Source organism: Candidatus Poriferisocius sp. (assembly GCF_965219775.1).
Taxonomy (GTDB): domain Bacteria; phylum Actinomycetota; class Acidimicrobiia; order Acidimicrobiales; family Bin134; genus Poriferisocius.
Window position 1 is genome coordinate 1,213,113 of record NZ_OZ244793.1, and the last position, 18,505, is coordinate 1,231,617.

The 18,505-nt window shown below is 70.8% G+C and carries 16 protein-coding genes; 7 read left to right on the forward strand and 9 right to left on the reverse strand.

Translation table 11 applies throughout. The annotated features are described in order from the left end of the window. Positions 1–11 precede the first annotated feature (11 nt). Both ACOQPQ_RS05580 and ACOQPQ_RS05585 read right to left on the reverse strand, forming a co-directional pair. On the reverse strand, positions 12–821 hold the full coding sequence (locus ACOQPQ_RS05580) for a cyclase family protein (RefSeq protein WP_420638452.1): 810 nt from the start codon (positions 819–821) through the stop codon (positions 12–14). A gap of 31 nt (positions 822–852) precedes the next feature. Continuing rightward, positions 853–2,055 (reverse strand): CaiB/BaiF CoA transferase family protein, encoded by a 1,203-nt coding sequence (locus ACOQPQ_RS05585; RefSeq protein ID WP_420638453.1) that lies wholly within the window; start codon positions 2,053–2,055, stop codon positions 853–855. Positions 2,056–2,229: 174 nt separating this feature from the next. On the opposite strand from ACOQPQ_RS05585, the gene ACOQPQ_RS05590 reads away from it, so the two are divergent. Continuing rightward, on the forward strand, positions 2,230–3,903 hold the full coding sequence (locus ACOQPQ_RS05590; protein ID WP_420638454.1) for a nitrilase-related carbon-nitrogen hydrolase: 1,674 nt from the start codon (positions 2,230–2,232) through the stop codon (positions 3,901–3,903). On the opposite strand, the gene ACOQPQ_RS05595 is transcribed toward ACOQPQ_RS05590, so the two are convergent. Further along, the gene (locus tag ACOQPQ_RS05595; protein WP_420638455.1) at positions 3,868–4,692 is read right to left on the reverse strand and encodes an HpcH/HpaI aldolase/citrate lyase family protein; all 825 of its coding nucleotides are present in this window, start codon (positions 4,690–4,692) and stop codon (positions 3,868–3,870) included. The genes ACOQPQ_RS05590 and ACOQPQ_RS05595 overlap by 36 nt on opposite strands. Before the next feature lie 137 nt (positions 4,693–4,829). On the opposite strand from ACOQPQ_RS05595, the gene ACOQPQ_RS05600 reads away from it, so the two are divergent. The 4 genes from ACOQPQ_RS05600 (at position 4,830) to ACOQPQ_RS05615 (ending at position 8,607) form a co-directional block, all read left to right on the forward strand. Then, positions 4,830–5,678: an oxidoreductase gene (locus tag ACOQPQ_RS05600; RefSeq protein ID WP_420638456.1), complete on the forward strand. Its 849-nt coding sequence runs from the start codon at positions 4,830–4,832 to the stop codon at positions 5,676–5,678. A 2-nt stretch (positions 5,679–5,680) separates the two neighbouring features. Further along, the gene (locus ACOQPQ_RS05605) at positions 5,681–6,865 is read left to right on the forward strand and encodes a Rieske 2Fe-2S domain-containing protein (RefSeq protein ID WP_420638457.1); all 1,185 of its coding nucleotides are present in this window, start codon (positions 5,681–5,683) and stop codon (positions 6,863–6,865) included. Continuing rightward, positions 6,862–7,578 (forward strand): hypothetical protein, encoded by a 717-nt coding sequence (locus ACOQPQ_RS05610; protein WP_420638458.1) that lies wholly within the window; start codon positions 6,862–6,864, stop codon positions 7,576–7,578. Before ACOQPQ_RS05605 ends, ACOQPQ_RS05610 begins: the two co-directional genes overlap by 4 nt. 69 nt (positions 7,579–7,647) lie before the next feature. Continuing rightward, complete coding sequence (locus ACOQPQ_RS05615; protein ID WP_420638459.1) at positions 7,648–8,607, forward strand: hypothetical protein; 960 nt, start codon at positions 7,648–7,650, stop codon at positions 8,605–8,607. 21 nt (positions 8,608–8,628) lie between these two features. Here ACOQPQ_RS05615 and ACOQPQ_RS05620 read toward each other — a convergent pair whose 3' ends face one another. From ACOQPQ_RS05620 to ACOQPQ_RS05635, 4 genes are all read right to left on the reverse strand, one after another. Then, entirely contained in the window at positions 8,629–9,306 is a 678-nt protein-coding gene (locus tag ACOQPQ_RS05620; protein WP_420638460.1) for a hypothetical protein, read from the reverse strand. Beyond that, on the reverse strand, positions 9,303–10,295 hold the full coding sequence (locus ACOQPQ_RS05625) for a hypothetical protein (protein ID WP_420638461.1): 993 nt from the start codon (positions 10,293–10,295) through the stop codon (positions 9,303–9,305). The genes ACOQPQ_RS05620 and ACOQPQ_RS05625 overlap by 4 nt, the downstream gene beginning before the upstream one ends. Positions 10,296–10,356: 61 nt before the next feature. Next, positions 10,357–11,166 carry a DUF3891 family protein gene (locus ACOQPQ_RS05630; protein ID WP_420638462.1) on the reverse strand — a complete coding sequence of 270 codons (810 nt, stop codon included), beginning with the start codon at positions 11,164–11,166 and terminating at the stop codon, positions 10,357–10,359. Next, entirely contained in the window at positions 11,163–11,618 is a 456-nt protein-coding gene (locus ACOQPQ_RS05635; protein ID WP_420638463.1) for a hypothetical protein, read from the reverse strand. The genes ACOQPQ_RS05630 and ACOQPQ_RS05635 overlap by 4 nt, the downstream gene beginning before the upstream one ends. Before the next feature lie 107 nt (positions 11,619–11,725). Here ACOQPQ_RS05635 and ACOQPQ_RS05640 point away from each other — a divergent pair, with 107 nt between their 5' ends. Both ACOQPQ_RS05640 and ACOQPQ_RS05645 read left to right on the forward strand, forming a co-directional pair. Next, on the forward strand, positions 11,726–12,760 hold the full coding sequence (locus tag ACOQPQ_RS05640) for a hypothetical protein (protein WP_420638464.1): 1,035 nt from the start codon (positions 11,726–11,728) through the stop codon (positions 12,758–12,760). Positions 12,761–12,830: 70 nt separating this feature from the next. Then, the gene (locus tag ACOQPQ_RS05645; RefSeq protein WP_420638465.1) at positions 12,831–13,643 is read left to right on the forward strand and encodes an SDR family NAD(P)-dependent oxidoreductase; all 813 of its coding nucleotides are present in this window, start codon (positions 12,831–12,833) and stop codon (positions 13,641–13,643) included. Between the two features lie 8 nt (positions 13,644–13,651). Here the strand turns inward: ACOQPQ_RS05645 and ACOQPQ_RS05650 are convergent, their stop codons facing one another. Both ACOQPQ_RS05650 and ACOQPQ_RS05655 read right to left on the reverse strand, forming a co-directional pair. Beyond that, a complete protein-coding gene (locus tag ACOQPQ_RS05650) occupies positions 13,652–16,438 on the reverse strand; it encodes an ABC transporter permease subunit (protein ID WP_420638466.1) in 2,787 nt (928 codons plus the stop codon). Positions 16,439–16,448: 10 nt separating this feature from the next. After that, positions 16,449–18,494 carry an ATP-binding cassette domain-containing protein gene (locus tag ACOQPQ_RS05655; protein WP_420638467.1) on the reverse strand — a complete coding sequence of 682 codons (2,046 nt, stop codon included), beginning with the start codon at positions 18,492–18,494 and terminating at the stop codon, positions 16,449–16,451. Positions 18,495–18,505 lie beyond the last annotated feature (11 nt).

Below are 18,505 nucleotides of genomic sequence, written 5' to 3' on the forward strand. Positions count from 1 at the left end.
ACGGGGCCGGCTCAGGCCAGGGCCAGGGGCCGCACGGGGGCACCGGTGGCCCCGTGGATGTTGAGGTGGGCCATGACGAAGGCGAACTCGTACACCCGGTCGGCGGCCAGACCGTCGAGCTCCATGGCCTCGATGATGTGAATCCCCTCCTCCACCAACAAGAGCCGATGCACCGGCAGCCGGGCATGGCCCTCATGGGGTGGGATGCACTCCAGGGCCAGGGTGTCGGCCCCCACCAGGGCGGCGCCCTGGTCCACCAGCCAGCGGGCGCCCTCCTCCCCCACACCGGGCACGCCGGTGTCGGCCCCCCGGTAGCGGGGCGGATCATCGAAATGGCGTCCCCAGCCGGTGCGCACCAGAACGGCGTCGCCGGGCTGGAGGGGGCTGCCCTGGGCCGTGGCGGCCGCCTCGAGCTGGGCGGCGGTGATCTCGTCGCCCCCTGGGCAGCAGTCCACCCCCAGCGAGCCGGGAATGTCCAACAGCACCCCCCGGCCTGCGAAGGGGGCGAGTTCGTGGATGCCCAACACCTCGAAGCGGCCACCCGCCTGGGCGTCGGCGGCCGACACGTCGCCGTACAGGCGCCCTTCGTGGCTGACGTGGGCCAGGGCGTCCACGTGGGTGCCCACGTGACACCCGGTGGTGAGCAGGTCGGCCGCCGCCGACACGCCGTCGGCGCGAATGTGATCGCCGTGACGACGGTCGAGGCAGTGGCGGAAGGGGGGATGGTTGGGCGACTGGGCCATGCCGGTGTGCATCGGCCGCCCCAGGTCGTACACCGTGGCCTGGGCCACGGCCTCGATCAACCCCATAGGTGCGCTCACGCTGCGCCCCCCAGGCGGTGACGAGCGCGGATCACGCCACGGCTCCTTCTCGGCGTAAGGCCGCCACCTGGTCGATGTCGAGCCCCAGCTCAGCCAGAACCTCGTCGGTGTCGGCCCCCGGGGAGCGCCCGGTGTGGCGGATGGCTCCGGGGGTGGCCGACAGTCCGAACAGCAGGTTCTGCATGCGCATCGGCCCCAGGTCCGGATCGTCCACGGTGGTGACCGCCTCTCGGGCCTGCACCTGGGCATCGGCGACGTACTGGGCGGCGTCGCACACCGGGGCCAAGGCCACCTCGGCCGCCTCGAAGGCGTCGATCACCTCGACCAGGGTACGCTCGCCGATCCACTCCGACATGGCCCGGTCGATCTCCTCGGCATGGTCGGCCCGGCCGGCCCCGGTGGAGAACCAGGGTTGGTTCACCAAGTCGGCCCGGCCCACCAGTTGGAGCGTGCGGCGGGCCACCGCGTCGGCGCTGCTGGACACCGCCACCCAGTGGCGGTCGGCCGTGAGGTAGGTGTTGCGGGGGGCGTTGCTGGTCGACCGATTGCCGGCGCGGCCCTGAATCTGGCCGGTTTGATCCCAGGTGACTACGTGGGGGCCGAGCACGGTGGCCATGGCCTCCAGGATGGAGACGTCGATGACCTGGCCCTGCCCGGTGGCGTGCCGGTGGTGCAGGGCCATCATCACCGCGGCCACCCCGCTGATGCCGGCCACGCTGTCGGCCAAACCGAACGGGGGCAGCGTGGGCGGTCGGTCGGCCTCGCCGGTCATGTGGGCGAAACCGCTCATGGCCTCAATGAGCGTGCCGAACGCCGGTCGCCGGGCGTAGGGGCCGGTTTGGCCGAAGCCGGTCACCCGGCACAAGATCAACCCCGGATTGCGGGCCGACAGCTCCTCCCAGCCCAAACCCCACCTCTCCAGGGTGCCCGGGCGGAAGTTCTCCACCACCACGTCGGCGGTGGCGGCCAGCTCCAGAAACACCTCGGCGCCGGTCGGCTTGCCCAAGTCGAGGGTGATGCAGCGCTTGTTGCGGGCCACCATCTTCCACCACAGCCCGTGCCCGTCCCTTTGGGCACCGTGGCCCCGCAGGCTGTCGTGGTGGCGGGGGTGTTCGATCTTGATCACGTCGGCGCCGAAATCGCCGAGAACCTGGGCCACCAGGGGCCCGGCCAACACGGTGGACGCATCCACTACCCGCACGCCGTCCAGGGGGCCGACCGGTGGCATGGTCATGCGGACTGGAGTTCGTTACGGGGGACCGATGCGTCCGTGATGACCGACCAGACCATGGCCGTTAGTGTCGCCCACTGTGGGCCGGGGCGGCAACCATCACCGACGAACGGGGCCGGCAACCATCGCCGGTGCCCATGAGCGATCGCCGACGAGGCCCGTTGGATGGGTGGACCGGTGACTGCGGGCATCGCCGGCAAGATCGCCAGCGACTTCAGGAGCAAGATCAGGGTGGCCGTGGGGCAGATGGCCACCGGGTGGGACACCGAGGAGAACCTGGCCACGTGCCTTCGGATGGTGGACGAGGCCGCCGCCGAGGGGGCTGATCTGGTGGTGCTGCCCGAATTCTGCAACCACCCGTCGGTCTACGAGAGCGCGGCGCACTGCCGGGCGGTGGCCGTGGCCCTGGACGGCCCCTGGATGGGGGCGGTAGCCGAGCGGGCCCGACAGCGGGGGGTGTACGTGGCTCTGGCGGTGACCGTTCCCCGAGTCGACGAACGGATCACCGTCACCAGCGTGCTCCTGGGGCCCGACGGCCGGGTGGTGGCCACCGCCGACAAGCAAATGCTGATGGGCAACGAGCGGGCATTCCTCTGCGGGGGTGCGGCTCCTTCCCCCGTGGCCCACACGTCGTTCGGCCCCATCGGCCTCTACTCCTGTATGGACGGGGTGACGTTTGAGGTGCCCCGCACTTTTGCTGTGCGCGGGGCCCGGCTGCTGGTGAACAGCCTCAACTCGTTCGCCCGTGACGAGGCCCGGCTGCACATCCCGGTGCGGGCGGCCGAGAACGGGGTGTTCGTGGCCGCGGCCAACAAGGTGGGGCCGCTCTTGCCCGCCGACCAGATCGAGGCGTTCAGCGCGGCCCTGGGGGTGCCCGCCGATGCCCTCCACGGTGCGGGCGAGAGTCAGATCGTCGATCCCACCGGCACGGTGGTGGCCCGGGGGCCCACCCGCGGCGAGGCCGTCATCGTGGCCGACATCGACCTCTCGGAGGCCGACCCGCCACGACCCCAGCACCGTCGGCCCGAGATCTACGCAGCCCTGGCCCAACCCCACACCGCAGCACCCAGGTCGGGAACCACGCCCGAGGTGACGGCCGCCTGCGTTCCCGGTGCCCGCACGGCACCCGAGTTGGTACACGAGGCCATCGCCGCCGGCTCCACGTTGATCGTCCTGCCCGAGCTGACCCCGCTGCCCCCAGGCCTCACCGAGGGCGGGCTGCCCGACGGTGTGCTGGTCGTGGCCACCACGTTGCGGGGCGACCGGCACATCGGCCAGATCTGGTCGACCGCCGGACTGGTCCATGAGCAGCCCCAAACCCATTGGAGCCCGCGACTCCCCCACGTCACCGGCCTGGGCGACGAGTTGACCCTGTCCAGCACCCCGTTCGGCGAAGTGGCGGTGTTGGTGGGCGACGACGTCCACCATCCCGAAGTGGTGCGCCTGGCCGCCATCGCCGGGGCGCACCTGGTCGTGGTCTGCTACCAGCCCACCCACGGGTGGCAGTGCGACCTGGCCGTGGTGGAGCGGGCCGCGGAGAATCGCCTCGCCATGGCGGTGTGCGGGCCCTCGGAGCCACCGGAGCGGTCGGCGCCACCAGGGCCGCCGTCACCCACCATGATGCTCGACCCCCCGGTCGACTCGCTGTGGAACCCCGATCGTGTCCGGCCATTCGACGGCACCATCAACACCCCGCACATCACCCGGGCCGGGCCCGGCGACGGCCTGTTGGTGGCCACCCTGCACCCCGGTCGGGCCCGCAGCCGGGAAGTGTCCAAGGACACCGACCTGGTGGCCGGCCGCCCCTGGCAGGCTTCACAAGTGCTGGCGACCCCGTCGGGCCAGCACTGATTGCGCCCGGCGCAGGACCGCAGTGTCGATGAACTCGCCGTCGAGCACCGCCACCGACCGACCCTCCGCCGCGGCCTCCTCGGAGGTGGCCACCACCGCCTCAGCCCAGGCGATCAGCTCGGCCGGAGGGGTGAACGCCGCGTTGACCGCCGCCACCTGACCGGGGTGGATCACCGACCGGCCCCCGAAACCGTGGCGGCGCAGCGACTCGCTGGTGGCCGTCAGCCCGTCGCCATCGGCCAGGTCGGTGAACACCGGGCCGCAGGGCGCCTCCAGCCCGGATCCGACCGACGCCACCACCACCCGTGTGCGAATCGGCCACATCTCCAACCGGTCGGCCGACAGCTCCATCCCCAGGTCGGCGGCCAAATCCTCCTCGCCGAGGGCGAGTCGCACCACGGCGGGGGCCGCCGCCACCTGGTAGATGTCGGCCACCCCGACGGCCGACTCGATCAGCGCCATGATCGGGCACCCGCCGAAATCCACCGAACAGGCGGCCACGTCGGCCTTGGGCACCACCACCCCGGCGAACCCCACGCCGTCGGCCACCAGGGATCGCACCGCGGCGGCGTCGTCCTCCCGCAGATCGGGACGGCTGTTGACCCGCACCCACGCGGCCACCCCGGAATGGGCCCGCAGCCAGGACATCACCGCAGACCGGGCGTCGGCCTTGGCCCCTTCGGCCACCGCGTCCTCCAGGTCGCAGATCACCGCATCGGCCCCCGAGGCCACCGCCTTGTCGAAGCGCTCGGGCCGATCCCCCGGCACGTACAGGGTCGTGCGGCTCATCGGCACCGGCTCCCGAGCCCGCCGGGGTTCGTTGACACCCCAGGAGGTGCGGCCCTACTGTCGGGAATCCAGCGAGGCGATGTCGCCTTGGGTTCTCTCGGCCCCGGCATTGCGGCCAACACCCTACCGGAGCACGTATGCGAGAGACGTTGCAGGGCGTCGAACAGATTTACGACCAGCGGGGCCCGACGGACGCCACGGCCACCTTCGACCGCCTGTGGGGCATCACCGAGGAACTCATGGCCAAGATCAGCGCCCGGTTCGAGTTGACCCGCGACCCCAGCACCGAGGATTTGGAGTCGTACCGGGGTGACGCCGAGTACCCCGCGGGCCGCCTGGCCGCCTACACCGGCCCGGAGATGGACTGGCTGGTGCATTCGTGGATCGGCAACCCGCCCCTGGGCTTCACCAACATGCACGTCACCGGCTGGCTCGGCCCCCACATCGACGTGCCCCACCTGGGCATCGCCTGGGGGACGCTGCCCGACCTGTGGTTCTACATCGACTTCAACCCCCGGTCCGACCTCATGGTCGACACCGACGCCCTCGACCGCTACTGGGGGCCGCTCAACGAGGAGTTCCTGGAGCTGCGGGCCGACGAGGGGCTGGCCCCGTTCACCTCCCGGGCGCTGTACGTGCGCCTGGCGCTGAGCGACGTGGCCGTCTGCTTCACCACACCGGGGCGCACCTACGACGAGGCCCGGCTCGACCAGGTGAGCGAGCTGGCCCATCGCCGGGTGGACCAGTGGCTGGCCTGGATCGACGAGGCCCCGCCGGTGCCCCCCGAGCGACGGGCCCAACTGGCCGCCGACGACCTGACCCGGCGGCGCAACATCGCCGAACGCGACCCGGCCAACGTGATGGGGGTGCGGTTCTTCGGCCAGGAGACCACCGACCGGCTGGTACGGGCACTGTGGGGTGGCGACCGGGTGCTGCCCCGTCCGGGGCCGGGGCCCACGCCGATAACTTCTCTCGGGGAGGGCTGAGCATGTTGATCAAGAACCACTGGTACGCGCTGGAGTTCGGCCACAACGTGGGCGACCAGCCGATACAGGCGCCCGTCCACGGCCACGACCTGGTGCTGTGGCGCGGCCCCGACGGCATGGTCAACGCCCAGTCCGACCTGTGCATTCACCGGGGCGGGTCGCTGGCCGGGGGCACGGTGGTGGGCGACTGCATCCGCTGCCCCTACCACGGGTGGCGCTTCGACCGTCAAGGGACGTGCGTGGAGATCCCCGCCAATCGCCCCGATCTGCCCATTCCCAAACGAGCCCGGATCGACACCTATCCGTGCGTGGAGCGGTACGGGTTCGTCTGGGTGTTCCTGGGCGACCTGCCCCCCGACGAGCGGCCCCCGGTACCGGCCCTGGACGGACTGGAGGAGCACACCGCGGCCAAGGCCGAGGGCTACCGGCCCATCTTCGGCGACTTCACCTGGCAGGCAAACTACGACCGCGTGCTGGAGAACGCGGTGGACATCGCCCACACCCCGTTCGTACACGCCGGATCGTTCGGCAACGCCGACCAGCCGGAAATCCAGGACTTCGACCTGGACGAAACCCACCACAACGGGTATCTCACCTCGGTGACGGCCACCGTCGATCTGGAACCACCCCGGCCGTCGGGCATGTGGCGGTTCATCTCCAAAAAGGACCGGCCCCCGGTGAGCACCACCACCGGGTTCTACCCCCCCAACGTGTCGCTTCTCATCGTGCGGCTGCCGCTGGGCGAGATCCGCATCTTCACCGCGGCGGTCCCCCGCGACGAGCACACCACAGTGTCCAAGTTCTGCATGTTGCGGACCTTCTTCACCGGGGGCTGGGCCGACAAGAACTCGATGCAGCGCACCATCAAGATCTTCCTGGAGGATCAGCCCACCGTGGAGGGTCAGCGGCCCGAGCTGCTGCCCTTCGACCTGTCGGCCGAGCTGCACGTGAAGTCCGACTCCATCCAACTGGCCTACCGGCGGTGGCGCCAAGAACAGCTCGACCGGGGCTGGGGGCTGGCCCACCCCACCGACGACCAGTCCCGGCGGGCCGCCGCAGTCATCGCCTCACCGGGACGGGCCAACGACCCCGAGCTGGCCGGGGCCTGGGTGTTCCCCGCCGTCCCCCAAGCCGCCACAGGCGACCAACAGGCCGCTGTCGGACAGGACACCCAGGAGGCAACATGAGCCTGTCGGCCGAGTTGTGCATCGGCACGATGGACGTGATCGCCCAGCGTCTGGAGCTGGAGGAGACGGTCAACACTCCCCTGGTCTCGACCATGGACGGGTCGCCGGTGGGGACGCATCGGGTGCTCAGCCGCTCAAAGGTGGCCACGCTGGTGTACGTGGGGATGACCGTGGAGGCCTTCGGCCTGGACAGCCACATGTGCTTCGCCTTCGCCCCGCCCACCAGCGCGGTGCCCCACTTCACGGTGGACTCGGTGCTCGCCGGTCCCCACTACGCCTTTCACCTGGACATGATTCCCCGGGTGGACGCCGGGGCCAACCTGGCCTACATCGACCACTGCTACGGCCCGCTCACCGAGACCCACGCCGCCACCCAGGAGATCCCGGGGTTGACCCCGGCCCACTTGTCCCCTCGGCAGTGGCAGTTGATGTCAGCGTGGATGCTGGCCCACCGGGCCGACGAGGACGCCTTCGCCGCGGTGTTCCCCGCGGTGGCCGCCTACCGGGATCACTGGTTGGGCCTGGTGGACCACGGCGTACCCGACGAGGTGACCGGCGGGGCCACCCCCGACCGGCTCGACGAGCGGGACGCCCGCAACCGGGGCGCCATCTTCAACCCCGACGTCGATCCGGTGTGGGCCCGTGTCGACCAACTCATCGGCCCCGACGCCAGCGCCGACATCCGCCACAGCCTGCTCAATGCCGGCCGGTAGGGTTGGCCGGAATCTGGCGGGGTTCGGCGCGGCTGGGTCCGCCCACGACGCCCACGACGGGAGTACGAGATGAGCCAGGACGGCCGGGATAGCCCAGGGGACACTGCGTCGGAGTGGCAGCAGCGGATCACCGGTGAGTGGTACGGCCTGCCCTCGGTGTTCGACGCCGACGGCAGCCACACCGGCTTCAACAAGGTGAGCCGGGCCAGCGTGTTCGCCGACGGCCAGGTGACCTTCTGGATGAAGTGCAACTTCATGAACACCGGCCCGCTGCGCAACCGATTCGAGATCACCGATTTCGAGTTCGGCGTGGACGACCAGGGCAACGACCGCATCTACCTCGGGCCCGACTTCTATGGTGCCGGCCATCCCTACGGCTCCCTGGTGGACTCGCACTACTACTCCCCCGGCTGGCGGGCCGATCTGAACACCATGAACCAGATCCTCCCCGACGGGGTGACCCAGGTGTACTCGTCGCTGCTGTACGAGGGGCCGACCGTGTTCGCGGTGTTCAACGGGGTGTACCTCAACGCCCACGACTACGACACCAACCCCGAGACCAAGGACTGGATCGACCACCACATCGAGGCCGAGCGGGAGATGGCCGCCTGGCCCCACACCGTACCCGACCGCACCGGGGGCCAGTGGACCGGCCAGTGCCAGGTGTACGGTGCCGACCAACAGCCCCGGGGCACGGTGGACGTCCGGCTGCGCCACGACCCCATCGACCTGGTGCGGGCCCGCCACACCCTGGAACTGTCGGGGGCCGTCGACCGGTCGTTCTCCTACGTTCGCACCCGCTCCAACGGCAATCGCTACACCTACGACGGTCCCGACCTGTGGGGCAACGCCATCGCCTACGGCCGGGCCCTCTACACCTCGCAACACCACGTGAGCGAGGCCTCCAAAGTGAAGGGGCGGGAGTTCATCATCGACCGGGACTACACCCTGGCGGTGGCCTGGAAACTCCACACCGGCGACCGCATGACCGACATCGTGTTCGGCCCCCTCACCTGGTCGCCCGACTGAGCGAGCCCCCAGAGATCCCTCCTAGCCCACCACCACCGTCACCTGCCGGTCGCTGCCGTCCACCCGCTCGGTGATGGCGATGCCGGTGTCGCCGACGGGGTCGCGCATGGCCCACAGGCGGTCATGGCTGGTGGTGCTCGCCCACCCCGCCGCCACCAGCATGGGGCCCACCGTCCGGCGCAGGAGCCAGCGGTGGGGGTGGTCGGCCCCGCCGGGGGGCTCGGGCCGCGGGGCGTCGAGATCCAGGTGAGGGGCCGCGCCCACCGACTCGGGGGCGGCGACGCCCACGATGTCGACCACCGACCGACCGGCCAACGAGAACGAACCGCCGGTAAGCTGACGGTCGGGGGCCACCATCACCCCGTACGACTCGAATTCGTAGCCGAACCGGGGCCAGCAGCCTCGACCGGTCATGGCGCCGGGCTGCCACTGGGTGGCCATGCCGACCACGTCGGGGCCGAGATAGTGCCGCTGGTCGCCCACCACCGCCAGGTCGAACACCCACTCCCCGGCGAAAGCGGCCATGGCGTGGTTGGCCAGTTCCGGCGACGGCCGGCAGTGCTGGGTCACTCGCATCCTTTGGTCGCCGGTCGCCTCCACCCGACGGTGCTGACTCACCGTGCCCCGGTGGGTGCCGTCGGGATCGAACACGTACTCGGTCACCAACCACGCTCCCCCGAAGCGGTCCCGGTCGCTCATGGCCCGTGGAACTTGAGGGCGCCGCAGGTGAAGCCGAGATGCTCCTCGCCTCGGTACCAGGAGTGCACCACCGCCTTGACCGAGCCGTCACGGGCGGCCACCTCCCGTCGCCACCAACGCAGGTCGTCGGCCCACACGTGGAACTGGCCGCTCACCGCTCGCCCCCCGCTGCAGGTGGCGCTGCCCACCACGTCGCCGGAAGGGGTCCACGCCGAGCAATCGTCGCTCAGCATCCGGAAGGCAACATCACCGCAATGCGGGAGCCCGGAAACGGCAACGTTGAAGGGTTGGCCCGTGGGTTGGGCCGGGCCGGATTCGCCCGCCGTCAGAGAGTCGCCGGCCGCCTCGGCGGGGTCCACTGCCTCCGTGTAGTCGACGGTGCCGGTGGGCTCTCGTTGCCGGTCGTAACTGGTCAGCCGGCCCGACCAGCGCCCGGCGCGATGCAGCAGGTTGGCGCCCCTGGCCACCGTGGGATCATCGGGCATCGCCGCTGCGTCGCCCGGCCCGGCCGGCGAGTCCTGGGGTTGGTTCGTGGACTGGTTCCCCGGATCGTCGGGCAGAGGGCCGGGGCCACTTCGGCGCACGTACTCGCCGACCACGGTCCAGCACAGCCGTTCCCCCCGGCTGAGCAGAGCCAACGACAGTTGATGATCGCCGTCGGGCAGCACCATGAGGAAGAACCGCTGCGACAGGCCCAGGTCCGGCCAGTAGTTGTGGGCGGCCACCACGCTGTCGCCCAACGCCTCGGCGTGGCCGACGTTGAGCGGGCCCTCGTAGGTGCGAAAGCCGCCGTGGTCGGCGATGGTGTAGGTGCCGGCGAGGGAGAACGGCCCGTCGAAGCGCACGTCCACGGTGACCCGGCCGGCCTGGTCGTCGGCCAGCACCGTGCGGGTGTCGTGGCCCCAACCGGCAAAGCGCCCCTCGTGGTCGTAGACCTCGGCCGCCCCCTCCCATTGGCCCACCCCCTGGGAGAAGGAGCCCCCGCTCACGCTCGGACCCTGCCGTCGCCCACCGGGCACTCCCCCCGACCGGGCCGGTACCAGCCCCCGCTCACGCGGCGACCAGACGCACCGCCTGGGTCTCCACGGGGGTGTCGGCCAGGCGGGCGCCCAGGTCGGTGCCCGGCGGCTGGGGGGTGAGGTAGCGCCCCTCGGTGGTCAATACCAGGTCGTCCACGGCGAAGGGGTAGGGGTCCACCTGATACACCGCCCCCGGACGCTCGGTGACCGCGACGGCCACGTCGTCGCCCACCTGGCGGGGCACGTTGGGAAACGTGGACTCGCCCCGCCGACCCTCGGGCTGCAGGTGCATGTACAACGACAGCGTGTCGAAGAACTGCAATTGCTTGTAGGCGTGGAACACGAACTCGTCGACGGCGTGGTCCGGGTGGCCGGCGGCGATCTCGGCCTTCAGGCGATCCTGACGCTCCTCTTCCCCCCGCAGCATGGCGTCCACGTCGGGGCGCAGCTCGGGGGGGATGACGTCGAGGAAGATCTTGTCGCTCAGGCCGTAGCGGCCGCAGTAGAGGCCGTAGGTGTGCATCGAGGAGATCAGCCCGCTGAAGGGGTGGTGAGCCTCGTTGAAGGCCGGGGAGCCCGCCGAGGTGGCCACGATCTCCCGCAGGGGGGTGGCCGTCAGGTTGTAGGGAAGCCCGGTGTCGGGATCCTGGGGGGCCTCGGCGTCGAGGTCGGCCCAGCCCTGGTCGTGGTGGTCCACGATGAACTGCATGGGCTCGGCGGGAACCAACCCGGCGAACTCCTCGTTGCCGAAGTGGGCGGCCAACTGCCCGGCAAAGGCGGTGTGCTGGTGCATGGCGATCACGAAGTGGGCATCGCCCTCGGCGGCGGCCTGCACGATCATGGCCGGGCCACCCGCACGAAGTCCTGGATCTGGAACAAGCTCGTCTGGGCTTCTCGCACCTTGTGGGTGATGATGCGGCGGGTGTCCGGATCCAAGAAGTAGTGGTTGTTGTAGACGATGTTGTTGCTCACCCGGCTATCGATGGTGAACACGTAGTTGTAGGGGGTGAGTTCGGTGCCCTCCAGGCTGATCTGCTCGCTGTCGGCGAAGCAGCGCTTGCCCTCCACCTGGATCGGGGTGTCGAACACGGTCTCCCCCACCCCGTAGAGGTTCTCGAAGTGCTCGTGCAGGTGCCAGGTGCGGTCGTCGAGCCAGTACACGTCCATGTGGACGGCGCTGGACTCCAGGAACTCCCCCGCCGGGCTGAAGCTCTTGCACAGCCCCTCCCACTGACCCATGAAGCACTGGTAGGGCCGGGGGGAGGCCGGCCCGTAGTCTCTGGAATCGCTCACGCCCGAGAGCTTAGGGTCTCAGCCATTATCTTCCGCTCAGAGTCCAGGGTCTCGGCCACGATGACGGCCCCTGCTGACGGCTGGGACCGCGGCCCGGAGGCCGGGCCATGATGGTTCGAGCCGTCCACTTTGCCTTCGAGTTCCAGCCTCGCACCCCCGCGGTGGCCACGCTCTACTATCCGGGAGACGATCGCCGGTTGGACGAGGCCCGGCTGACCGGGCGGCTGCCCGCCCAGGACGACGGCCCGTGGAGCCCACCGTGGCCGGTGGTGATCATCATGCCGGGCATCAACATCGCCCCGGACTGCTACCGGTGGCTGGCCCGCCGGTTGGTGGCCGACGGGCTCTGTGCGGTGACCTACGCCGCCGTCGGGGAACTCGGCCCCGCGGGCCGCGGTATCACCCCTGGCCTGGACCTGGCCGCCCTGGCCCCCGGCGTGGCCGGAACCCGGTGCTCGGCCACCGCGGTGGGGCCTCTCTTGGCCGGCCTCGGCGAACTGCAGGGCGGCGACGAGCCGGTGGCCGGGCGCCTGGACCTCGACCGGGTGGTGGTGGGCGGCCATTCCGCCGGGGGCACGGTGGCCCTGCACAACAGCACCCCGGCCTGGATCCCCGGCTTGCGGGCGGTGTTCGCCTACGGGGGCCACACCATGACGTCGGCCGCGCTGGGCCACGGCGAGGCCGCGGTGCTCCCGGTGCCGGCCCAGGTGCCGGTGCTGCTGTTGGCCGGGGCCGACGACCGGGTGATCGCCGCCAGCCGGGACCGCTACCGCCCCGACGGCGGCTCCCCACGCTCGGGTACACCCGAAGGCGATGCAACGACCCCGGACCCCGACCACGCCGAGCCCGCCGCCCACGATCCGGTGGGCCGCACGTTCAGCGAGGCCGTGAGCCGGGATCAGCAGGACTCGTGGCTCGTGGAGTTGGCCGGGGCCGGGCACTTCGCCATCTGTGACCCGGTGGACACCACCAGCGGTCGGAGTTTCCTGGAGCCCGACACCGAGCACGCCGACCCGGCCGGGCGCGTCCTGCTCGGTGACCTCATCGCCGACTTCATCGGCCAAGCCCTCGGACGAACCGACGACCTAACCTTCGAGCGCCACCGGGAACACCACCTCATCGGACGTTGGGCCCGAAAATGACCGGCAAGACTGTTGGCATGGGCTCCGAGTTCCGAGATGGACGAGAAGGAAGAAAAGGAGGGGCGCCTGTATGACATCCGCCATCAACCCCCGAATCGTCATCACCGGCAGTACTCGGGGGATCGGCAACGGGTTGGCCCGGGAGTTCCTGAAGCGAGGCGGCCGGGTGGCCGTCAGCGGGCGGTCGCCGGACGCGGTCGCCGCGGTAACCGCCGATCTGGGCCAGTACTACGGCGACTCCAACGTGTGCGGGGTGGCGTGCGACATCACCGAGCCCGAACAACTCCAGGGCCTGTGGGACCAAGCCGTCCAGGCCTTCGGTGGGGTCGACCTGTGGATCAACAACGCCGGCGTCAGCATCGAACGCAAGCCCCTGTGGCAACAGCGCGACGAGGACCTGGCCGCTCTGGTGGCCACCAACCTGACCGGCACGCTGCTGGCCAGCAAGGTCGCCATCGCCAACATGGTGGAGCAGGGGCACGGCCAGGTGTGGAACACCGAGGGTTTCGGCTCCGACGGGGCCACCCAGCCCGGCATGGCCGCCTACGGGTCCACCAAGCGGGCCGTCCGCTACCTGCAGCGGGCGTTGCGCAAGGACGTGGACGGCACCCCGGTGCAGATCTGCACCGTCTCACCCGGCATCGTGGTCACCGACCTTCTGACCGGCGACTACGACCTGACCTCCGCGCAGTGGGAGAAGTCCAAGAAGATCTTCAACATCCTCGGCGACCACGTCCACACCGTGACCCCGTGGCTGGCCGACCACATGCTGGCCACCGACAAGTCGGGGGCCCGGGTGGTGTGGCTGACCCGCCGCAAGGCCACCGCCCGCTTCATGACCGCCGCCTTCCGCAAGCGAGACCTCTTCGCGGACTTGCCCTGACCTGACTCCTAGGGGCTTTGGGGCGCGGTGCCGCTGCGGGCGATGGCGGCGGGGTCGTCGCCCAGGTAGCTGCGTACCACCGCGGGATGGGCCTGTACCTCGGCGGGGGTTCCCTCGGCGATGACCTCGCCCACCTCCAGGGCGATCATGCGGTTGCACACCGACGCCAACAGCGGCATGTCGTGTTCGATCACCACCAGGGTGATCCCGTGGGCCTCCCGCAACCCGGCGATCACCTCGGCCAAAGCCTCCGTCTCGGCCTGGGCCAGCCCGGCGGAGGGCTCGTCGAGCAGCAGCAGCCGGGGGCGCAAGGCCACGTTGGCGGCCAGCTCGACGATGCGCCGGGTGCCGGTGGACAGCGTGCTGATGGGCTGATCGGCCACCTCCTGCAGGCCGAAGGCCGCCAGCCCCTGCCGGGCCTCGGCCTCGATCCGGCGCTCGACGGCCGATCCGGCCAACACCAGGCTTCGCCCGGCGGCCCGCTGGTGGGCCAAGCCCAACACGTCACGAGGCGTGAGCGTGGGAAAGAGCGAGGCGTTCTGAAACGACCGCACCATCCCCCGACGGCTGCGGGCCTCCGGGGCCAAGCGGGTGACATCCGCGCCGGCGAACGCCACCGTGCCGGCGTCGGGGCGGAGATACCCGCTGACCAACTCGAACAAGGTGGTCTTGCCCGCCCCGTTGGGGCCGATGAGTCCCAGCGTCTCCCCCGGTTCCACCCGGAAGGACACCTCGTTGACCGCCACCAGGTCGCCGAATCGCTTGGTCAGACCCTGAACGTCCAGCAGAACCGGTTCGTGCGGCTGTTGCTCAGTTACTTCCGAGCGACCGGAGTCGGTTCGGGTGGCCACGGGGAGAAGCATCGGCTGGTCCGATGGGCCCTGTGCCGTCGGGGCGGCGGCCGCCGGGTCGACCCCTCGCCATCGGGCGATCTGGTCGATCACGTTGCGGCGGGTGGAGGCCAACAAGCCGTGAATGCCCCGGGGTTGTTCCAGAATCAGAATCAGCCAGGCGGCGTTGAGGCCGGCCAGCGCCGACAGCTCCAGGTCGAAGAACTCCCGGGCGCCGATCAGATAGGCCGCGCCCAACAGCGGACCGGTCAGCTCGGAGAGCCCGCCGATGACGGCCAGCGACACCACATTGATGCTGTCGGACGGGGTGAAGATGCTGCGGGAGACAAACGTATTGCTCATGGCCAGCACCACCCCTCCCACCCCGGCCACGAACCCGGCCACCCCGTAAGCCCGCAGCAGCAACCCTCGTGGGGAAATCTGCAACACCCGGGAGGCGGCCTCGTTGTCACGCACCGCCACCAGGGAGCGTCCGAAGGAGGACCGGCGCAACAGTCCGGCCCCGGCCAACACCCCGGCCAGCACGGTCAACCCCACGTAGTAGAAGGCCCGGGAGGTGAGCAGGTCGATCCCGACAATGCTCACCGGGCGGGAGGACAAGCCGGTGCCGAAGGCCCAGTCCTCGCGCAGCAGCCAACTGAAGGTGGCCAGGGCGAAGGCCAGCGTGGCCACCGCAGGAAGCACCCCTTTGATTCGCATGGCGGGCCACCCCACCACCGCCGAGGTGGCCGCCCCCACCGCACCCCCCGCCAGCAGGCCGAGCACCATGCTGCCGGTACCGGTGGCCACCCGCACCCCGGCGACCGCCCCGATGGCGGCAAACGCCACCTGCCCCAGGGAGAGCTGCCCCGCCACCCCGGTGAGGAAGCTCACCGAGATCCCGATGACGGCGAAAGCCGCGATGGTCGACAGCACGAACGCTGAGCGGTTGGTGATCCACAGCGGGGCCAGGGCGGCCACCGCCAGCGCCACCGCGCCGATGACCCCGCCGAGTTTGCGGATCAGCCACACGTCCCGGTAGGCATCGGGCAGTCGGCGGTCGGGGGCCAACACGGCCCAGCTCTCGGTGGCGATGGCGCCCAGGCGCCCCCGACGAGCCACCCCCACCAGGATCAACCCGAACAGCACCACCTCGAACCAGCCGGTGGCCTCGGTGTTGGTGGCCAGGATCTGCTCGATCAGGCCGATGCCCAGACCGGCGCCCAGCGCCAGGGGCAGGTTGGCGAAGCCGGCCACCGCGGCCACCGCCAAGCCCCGGATGATGAAGTCGGGGCCGAGGGCGTCGGCGGTGACGGTGGACTGGTTGGGAATGATCAACATGGCGGCGAAGGCGGCCAGGGCCCCGGCCAAGGCCCACGACAGCATCGCCATGTGCCGGGGATCGACACCGGCCAGGGTGGCCGAATCGGGGTTGGCGGCCGCCCCCCGGATGGCCAGGCCGTACCGGCTGCGCATCCAGAAGATCGACAGCGCCGCCACCACCACCGGCGAGAGGATCAACAGGGCCGACGCCGACGGCGACACGAACACGGTCAGATCGAACCGGGGGAAGCCGGGGGGCTGGGGGAAGCGGCCTCCACCCAGACCGCCCTTGGAGAACGACAAGGCCAACAGCAACAGGGCCTCGGCCACGCCCAGGGTGGCCACCATCGACAACACCCGGGGTGCGTGGGCCAGCTTGCGGACCACGAAGGCCTCCAGGCCGGCCGACAGCAGCGCGGCGGCGATCACCGCCCCGACGAACCCCAACCAGTAGGGGACGCCGTACCCGTCGACCACCACCGCCATCATGGCGGCCACGACCAAGCCCACCGAGCCGTGGGCGAAGTTGATGAAGCCGCTGGACCGGTAGGCCAACACCAGCCCGATGCCCAACAGCCCGTACCCCATCCCGAAGATGGTGCCAAGGAGCAGCAGCGGCAGCGACACATCGAACGAACCCATGGCGCGCTGCCTACCCGATTGGCGGTTTGCCGGTTGGTGGTTGTGGGGACACGTCGAACGAACCCATGGCGGACGGCCAGGGGCTCGGGGCGGGGGCTTGAGCCACCCCGGTGAGGTAGGCGGCCTGCAACAGGTCGGGCCGGTCGCGCGCATCGCGGGCCGGGCCCGAGTGGACGATGCTGCCCTTTTGCATCACGTACACCTGATCGGCGACCGACAAGGCGATGTTGGCCGACTGCTCCACCAGCAGCACCGAGGCGCCGCCCTCGGCGATGCCCCGCAACACCGGCAGCAGATCGGCGATGACCGAAGGGGCCAGCCCGAGGGAGAACTCGTCGATCAACAGCAGGCGAGGGGGCACCATCACTGCCTTGGCCAAGGCCAGCATCTGCTTCTCGCCCCCCGACAGGGTGGCCGCCCGCTGGCCGGCCCGCTCGGCCAGTCGGGGGAACAATTCGAGGGCCTCGGCGATCCCCTCGGTGCGGCGCGACCCCGACAGGCCGTGGGCGAACAGCCGGAGGTTCTCGTCCACGGTGAGGGAGTCCACCACCGCGTGACCGCCCACCACCTGGTGCAGGCCCATTCCCACCCGCCAGGTGGGGCGGGTGTTGGTGACGTCCAGCCCGGCGTAGACGATGCGGCCACCGATGGTGGGCTCCAGCCCCGACACGGCCCGCAACAGCGTGGTCTTGCCCGCCCCGTTGGTCCCCAGCAGGGCCACCACCGTGCCGTCATCCACCCGCACGTCCACGTCGAACAGCACCTGCACCGGCCCGTAGGCCACCGACACCTCCTCCACCGACAGCACCGGCGGTTGGTCTGCCCCGGCGTGCTCGTAGACCCGGCGGGGCACGGTGGTGGCGTCCAACCGGGTGGTGTCCAGCTCGGCGTCACGGGCCGAGGCGGCGAACCGCCGCACAGCCCAGCCGACGGCCACCAGCGGCAGCCCGGTCCAGGCGATCCGCCACTGATCCGACCAGCCGCCGATCACCCAGGCATTGATCGCCACCGCCCCAAACGCCCCGATGCCGGCCCACAGCACCTGGCGGGCGGCCACCGCCCGGCGAAGGGACGGGGCCACCGTGGGGAACACGGCGGCATCGGTGCCCGCGGCGGCCAAGGCGACGGCGCCCCCGGCCACCCCCCAGCAGACGATCAGCCCGATGTAGGTGAACGAGACCCCTCCCAGCGCCACCAGCGCGCCGGCCAATAGGAACTGGGTGCCCACCGCATCGGCCCGGCGATCACCCCTCAGCCGGTGCAGCCGGTGGTACCAGGGGCCGAGCGCGCTGATCAGGGCGGCAGCCACCACCCCCACGGCCAGCACGGCAGCCGTCTGGGCGTCGCTGCGCTGCCACTCCCCCTCCAGCAACGACTGGGCGGGCACCGCACCGCCGATCACCACGGCGCCGACGGTGGCGGCCGCCGCGTACGACCGTCGGGCCCAGGGCACATCGGTGCGGGCCACGGATCGCTCCACGTTCACGTCGTCGTCGTGGGCCAATCCACGAGGCGCCGTCAACACCGTGGCCGCGGCCATCAGCCCGGTGCAGGCCCACAGAAGGTGATCGTCGGCCACCGAGCCGAAGATGCCGATCACCAGAGGCCAGGCGGCACCGGCCGAGACCCCGGCCCAGTACCACGACAGCCTGCGGAATCGAGCCCCTTGGTGGCCGTCGACGGCCAGGACCACTCGATGGGTGACCAGCGCCGGAGCCGCGCCGACGCCCAAAAGCGCCGTTCCGACCACGAACGTGGAGGTCCGGCCCGCACCGGCCATCAAGGCCAGCCCCACGGTGGCCAGCACACCGCCCAGCACCCAACCGGCACCGGCGGGCAGCGTGTTGCGCAGCCGGGGCACCCCCAAGGCGGCCACCACCGCTATCCCGCCCAAGACGGCAAGCTCCCCGGTGAGGTTCCCGGATCGGCCGAGCCGGTGGGCGATGTCGGCCCGCAGGAACAGCAGCACCGGGATGGGCGAGGCCAGCGCGGCCGCCTGGACGGCCATTGCCCCCAACCCCCGCGGGGACATCCCGGCCGCGTGATCCTCAGTCATGCCGGGAAGCA

What these genes read in the sequence shown, in the direction of transcription:
- ACOQPQ_RS05585 (WP_420638453.1), bottom strand. Translation starts at nt 2,055, where the DNA reads ATGACCATGCCACCGGTCGGCCCCCTGGACGGCGTGCGGGTAGTGGAT.
- ACOQPQ_RS05595 (WP_420638455.1), bottom strand. Translation starts at nt 4,692, where the DNA reads ATGAGCCGCACGACCCTGTACGTGCCGGGGGATCGGCCCGAGCGCTTC.
- ACOQPQ_RS05600 (WP_420638456.1), top strand. Translation starts at nt 4,830, where the DNA reads ATGCGAGAGACGTTGCAGGGCGTCGAACAGATTTACGACCAGCGGGGC.
- ACOQPQ_RS05605 (WP_420638457.1), top strand. Translation starts at nt 5,681, where the DNA reads ATGTTGATCAAGAACCACTGGTACGCGCTGGAGTTCGGCCACAACGTG.
- ACOQPQ_RS05610 (WP_420638458.1), top strand. Translation starts at nt 6,862, where the DNA reads ATGAGCCTGTCGGCCGAGTTGTGCATCGGCACGATGGACGTGATCGCC.
- ACOQPQ_RS05615 (WP_420638459.1), top strand. Translation starts at nt 7,648, where the DNA reads ATGAGCCAGGACGGCCGGGATAGCCCAGGGGACACTGCGTCGGAGTGG.
- ACOQPQ_RS05620 (WP_420638460.1), bottom strand. Translation starts at nt 9,306, where the DNA reads ATGAGCGACCGGGACCGCTTCGGGGGAGCGTGGTTGGTGACCGAGTAC.
- ACOQPQ_RS05630 (WP_420638462.1), bottom strand. Translation starts at nt 11,166, where the DNA reads ATGATCGTGCAGGCCGCCGCCGAGGGCGATGCCCACTTCGTGATCGCC.
- ACOQPQ_RS05640 (WP_420638464.1), top strand. Translation starts at nt 11,726, where the DNA reads ATGATGGTTCGAGCCGTCCACTTTGCCTTCGAGTTCCAGCCTCGCACC.
- ACOQPQ_RS05645 (WP_420638465.1), top strand. Translation starts at nt 12,831, where the DNA reads ATGACATCCGCCATCAACCCCCGAATCGTCATCACCGGCAGTACTCGG.
- ACOQPQ_RS05650 (WP_420638466.1), bottom strand. Translation starts at nt 16,438, where the DNA reads ATGGGTTCGTTCGATGTGTCGCTGCCGCTGCTGCTCCTTGGCACCATC.
- ACOQPQ_RS05655 (WP_420638467.1), bottom strand. Translation starts at nt 18,494, where the DNA reads ATGACTGAGGATCACGCGGCCGGGATGTCCCCGCGGGGGTTGGGGGCA.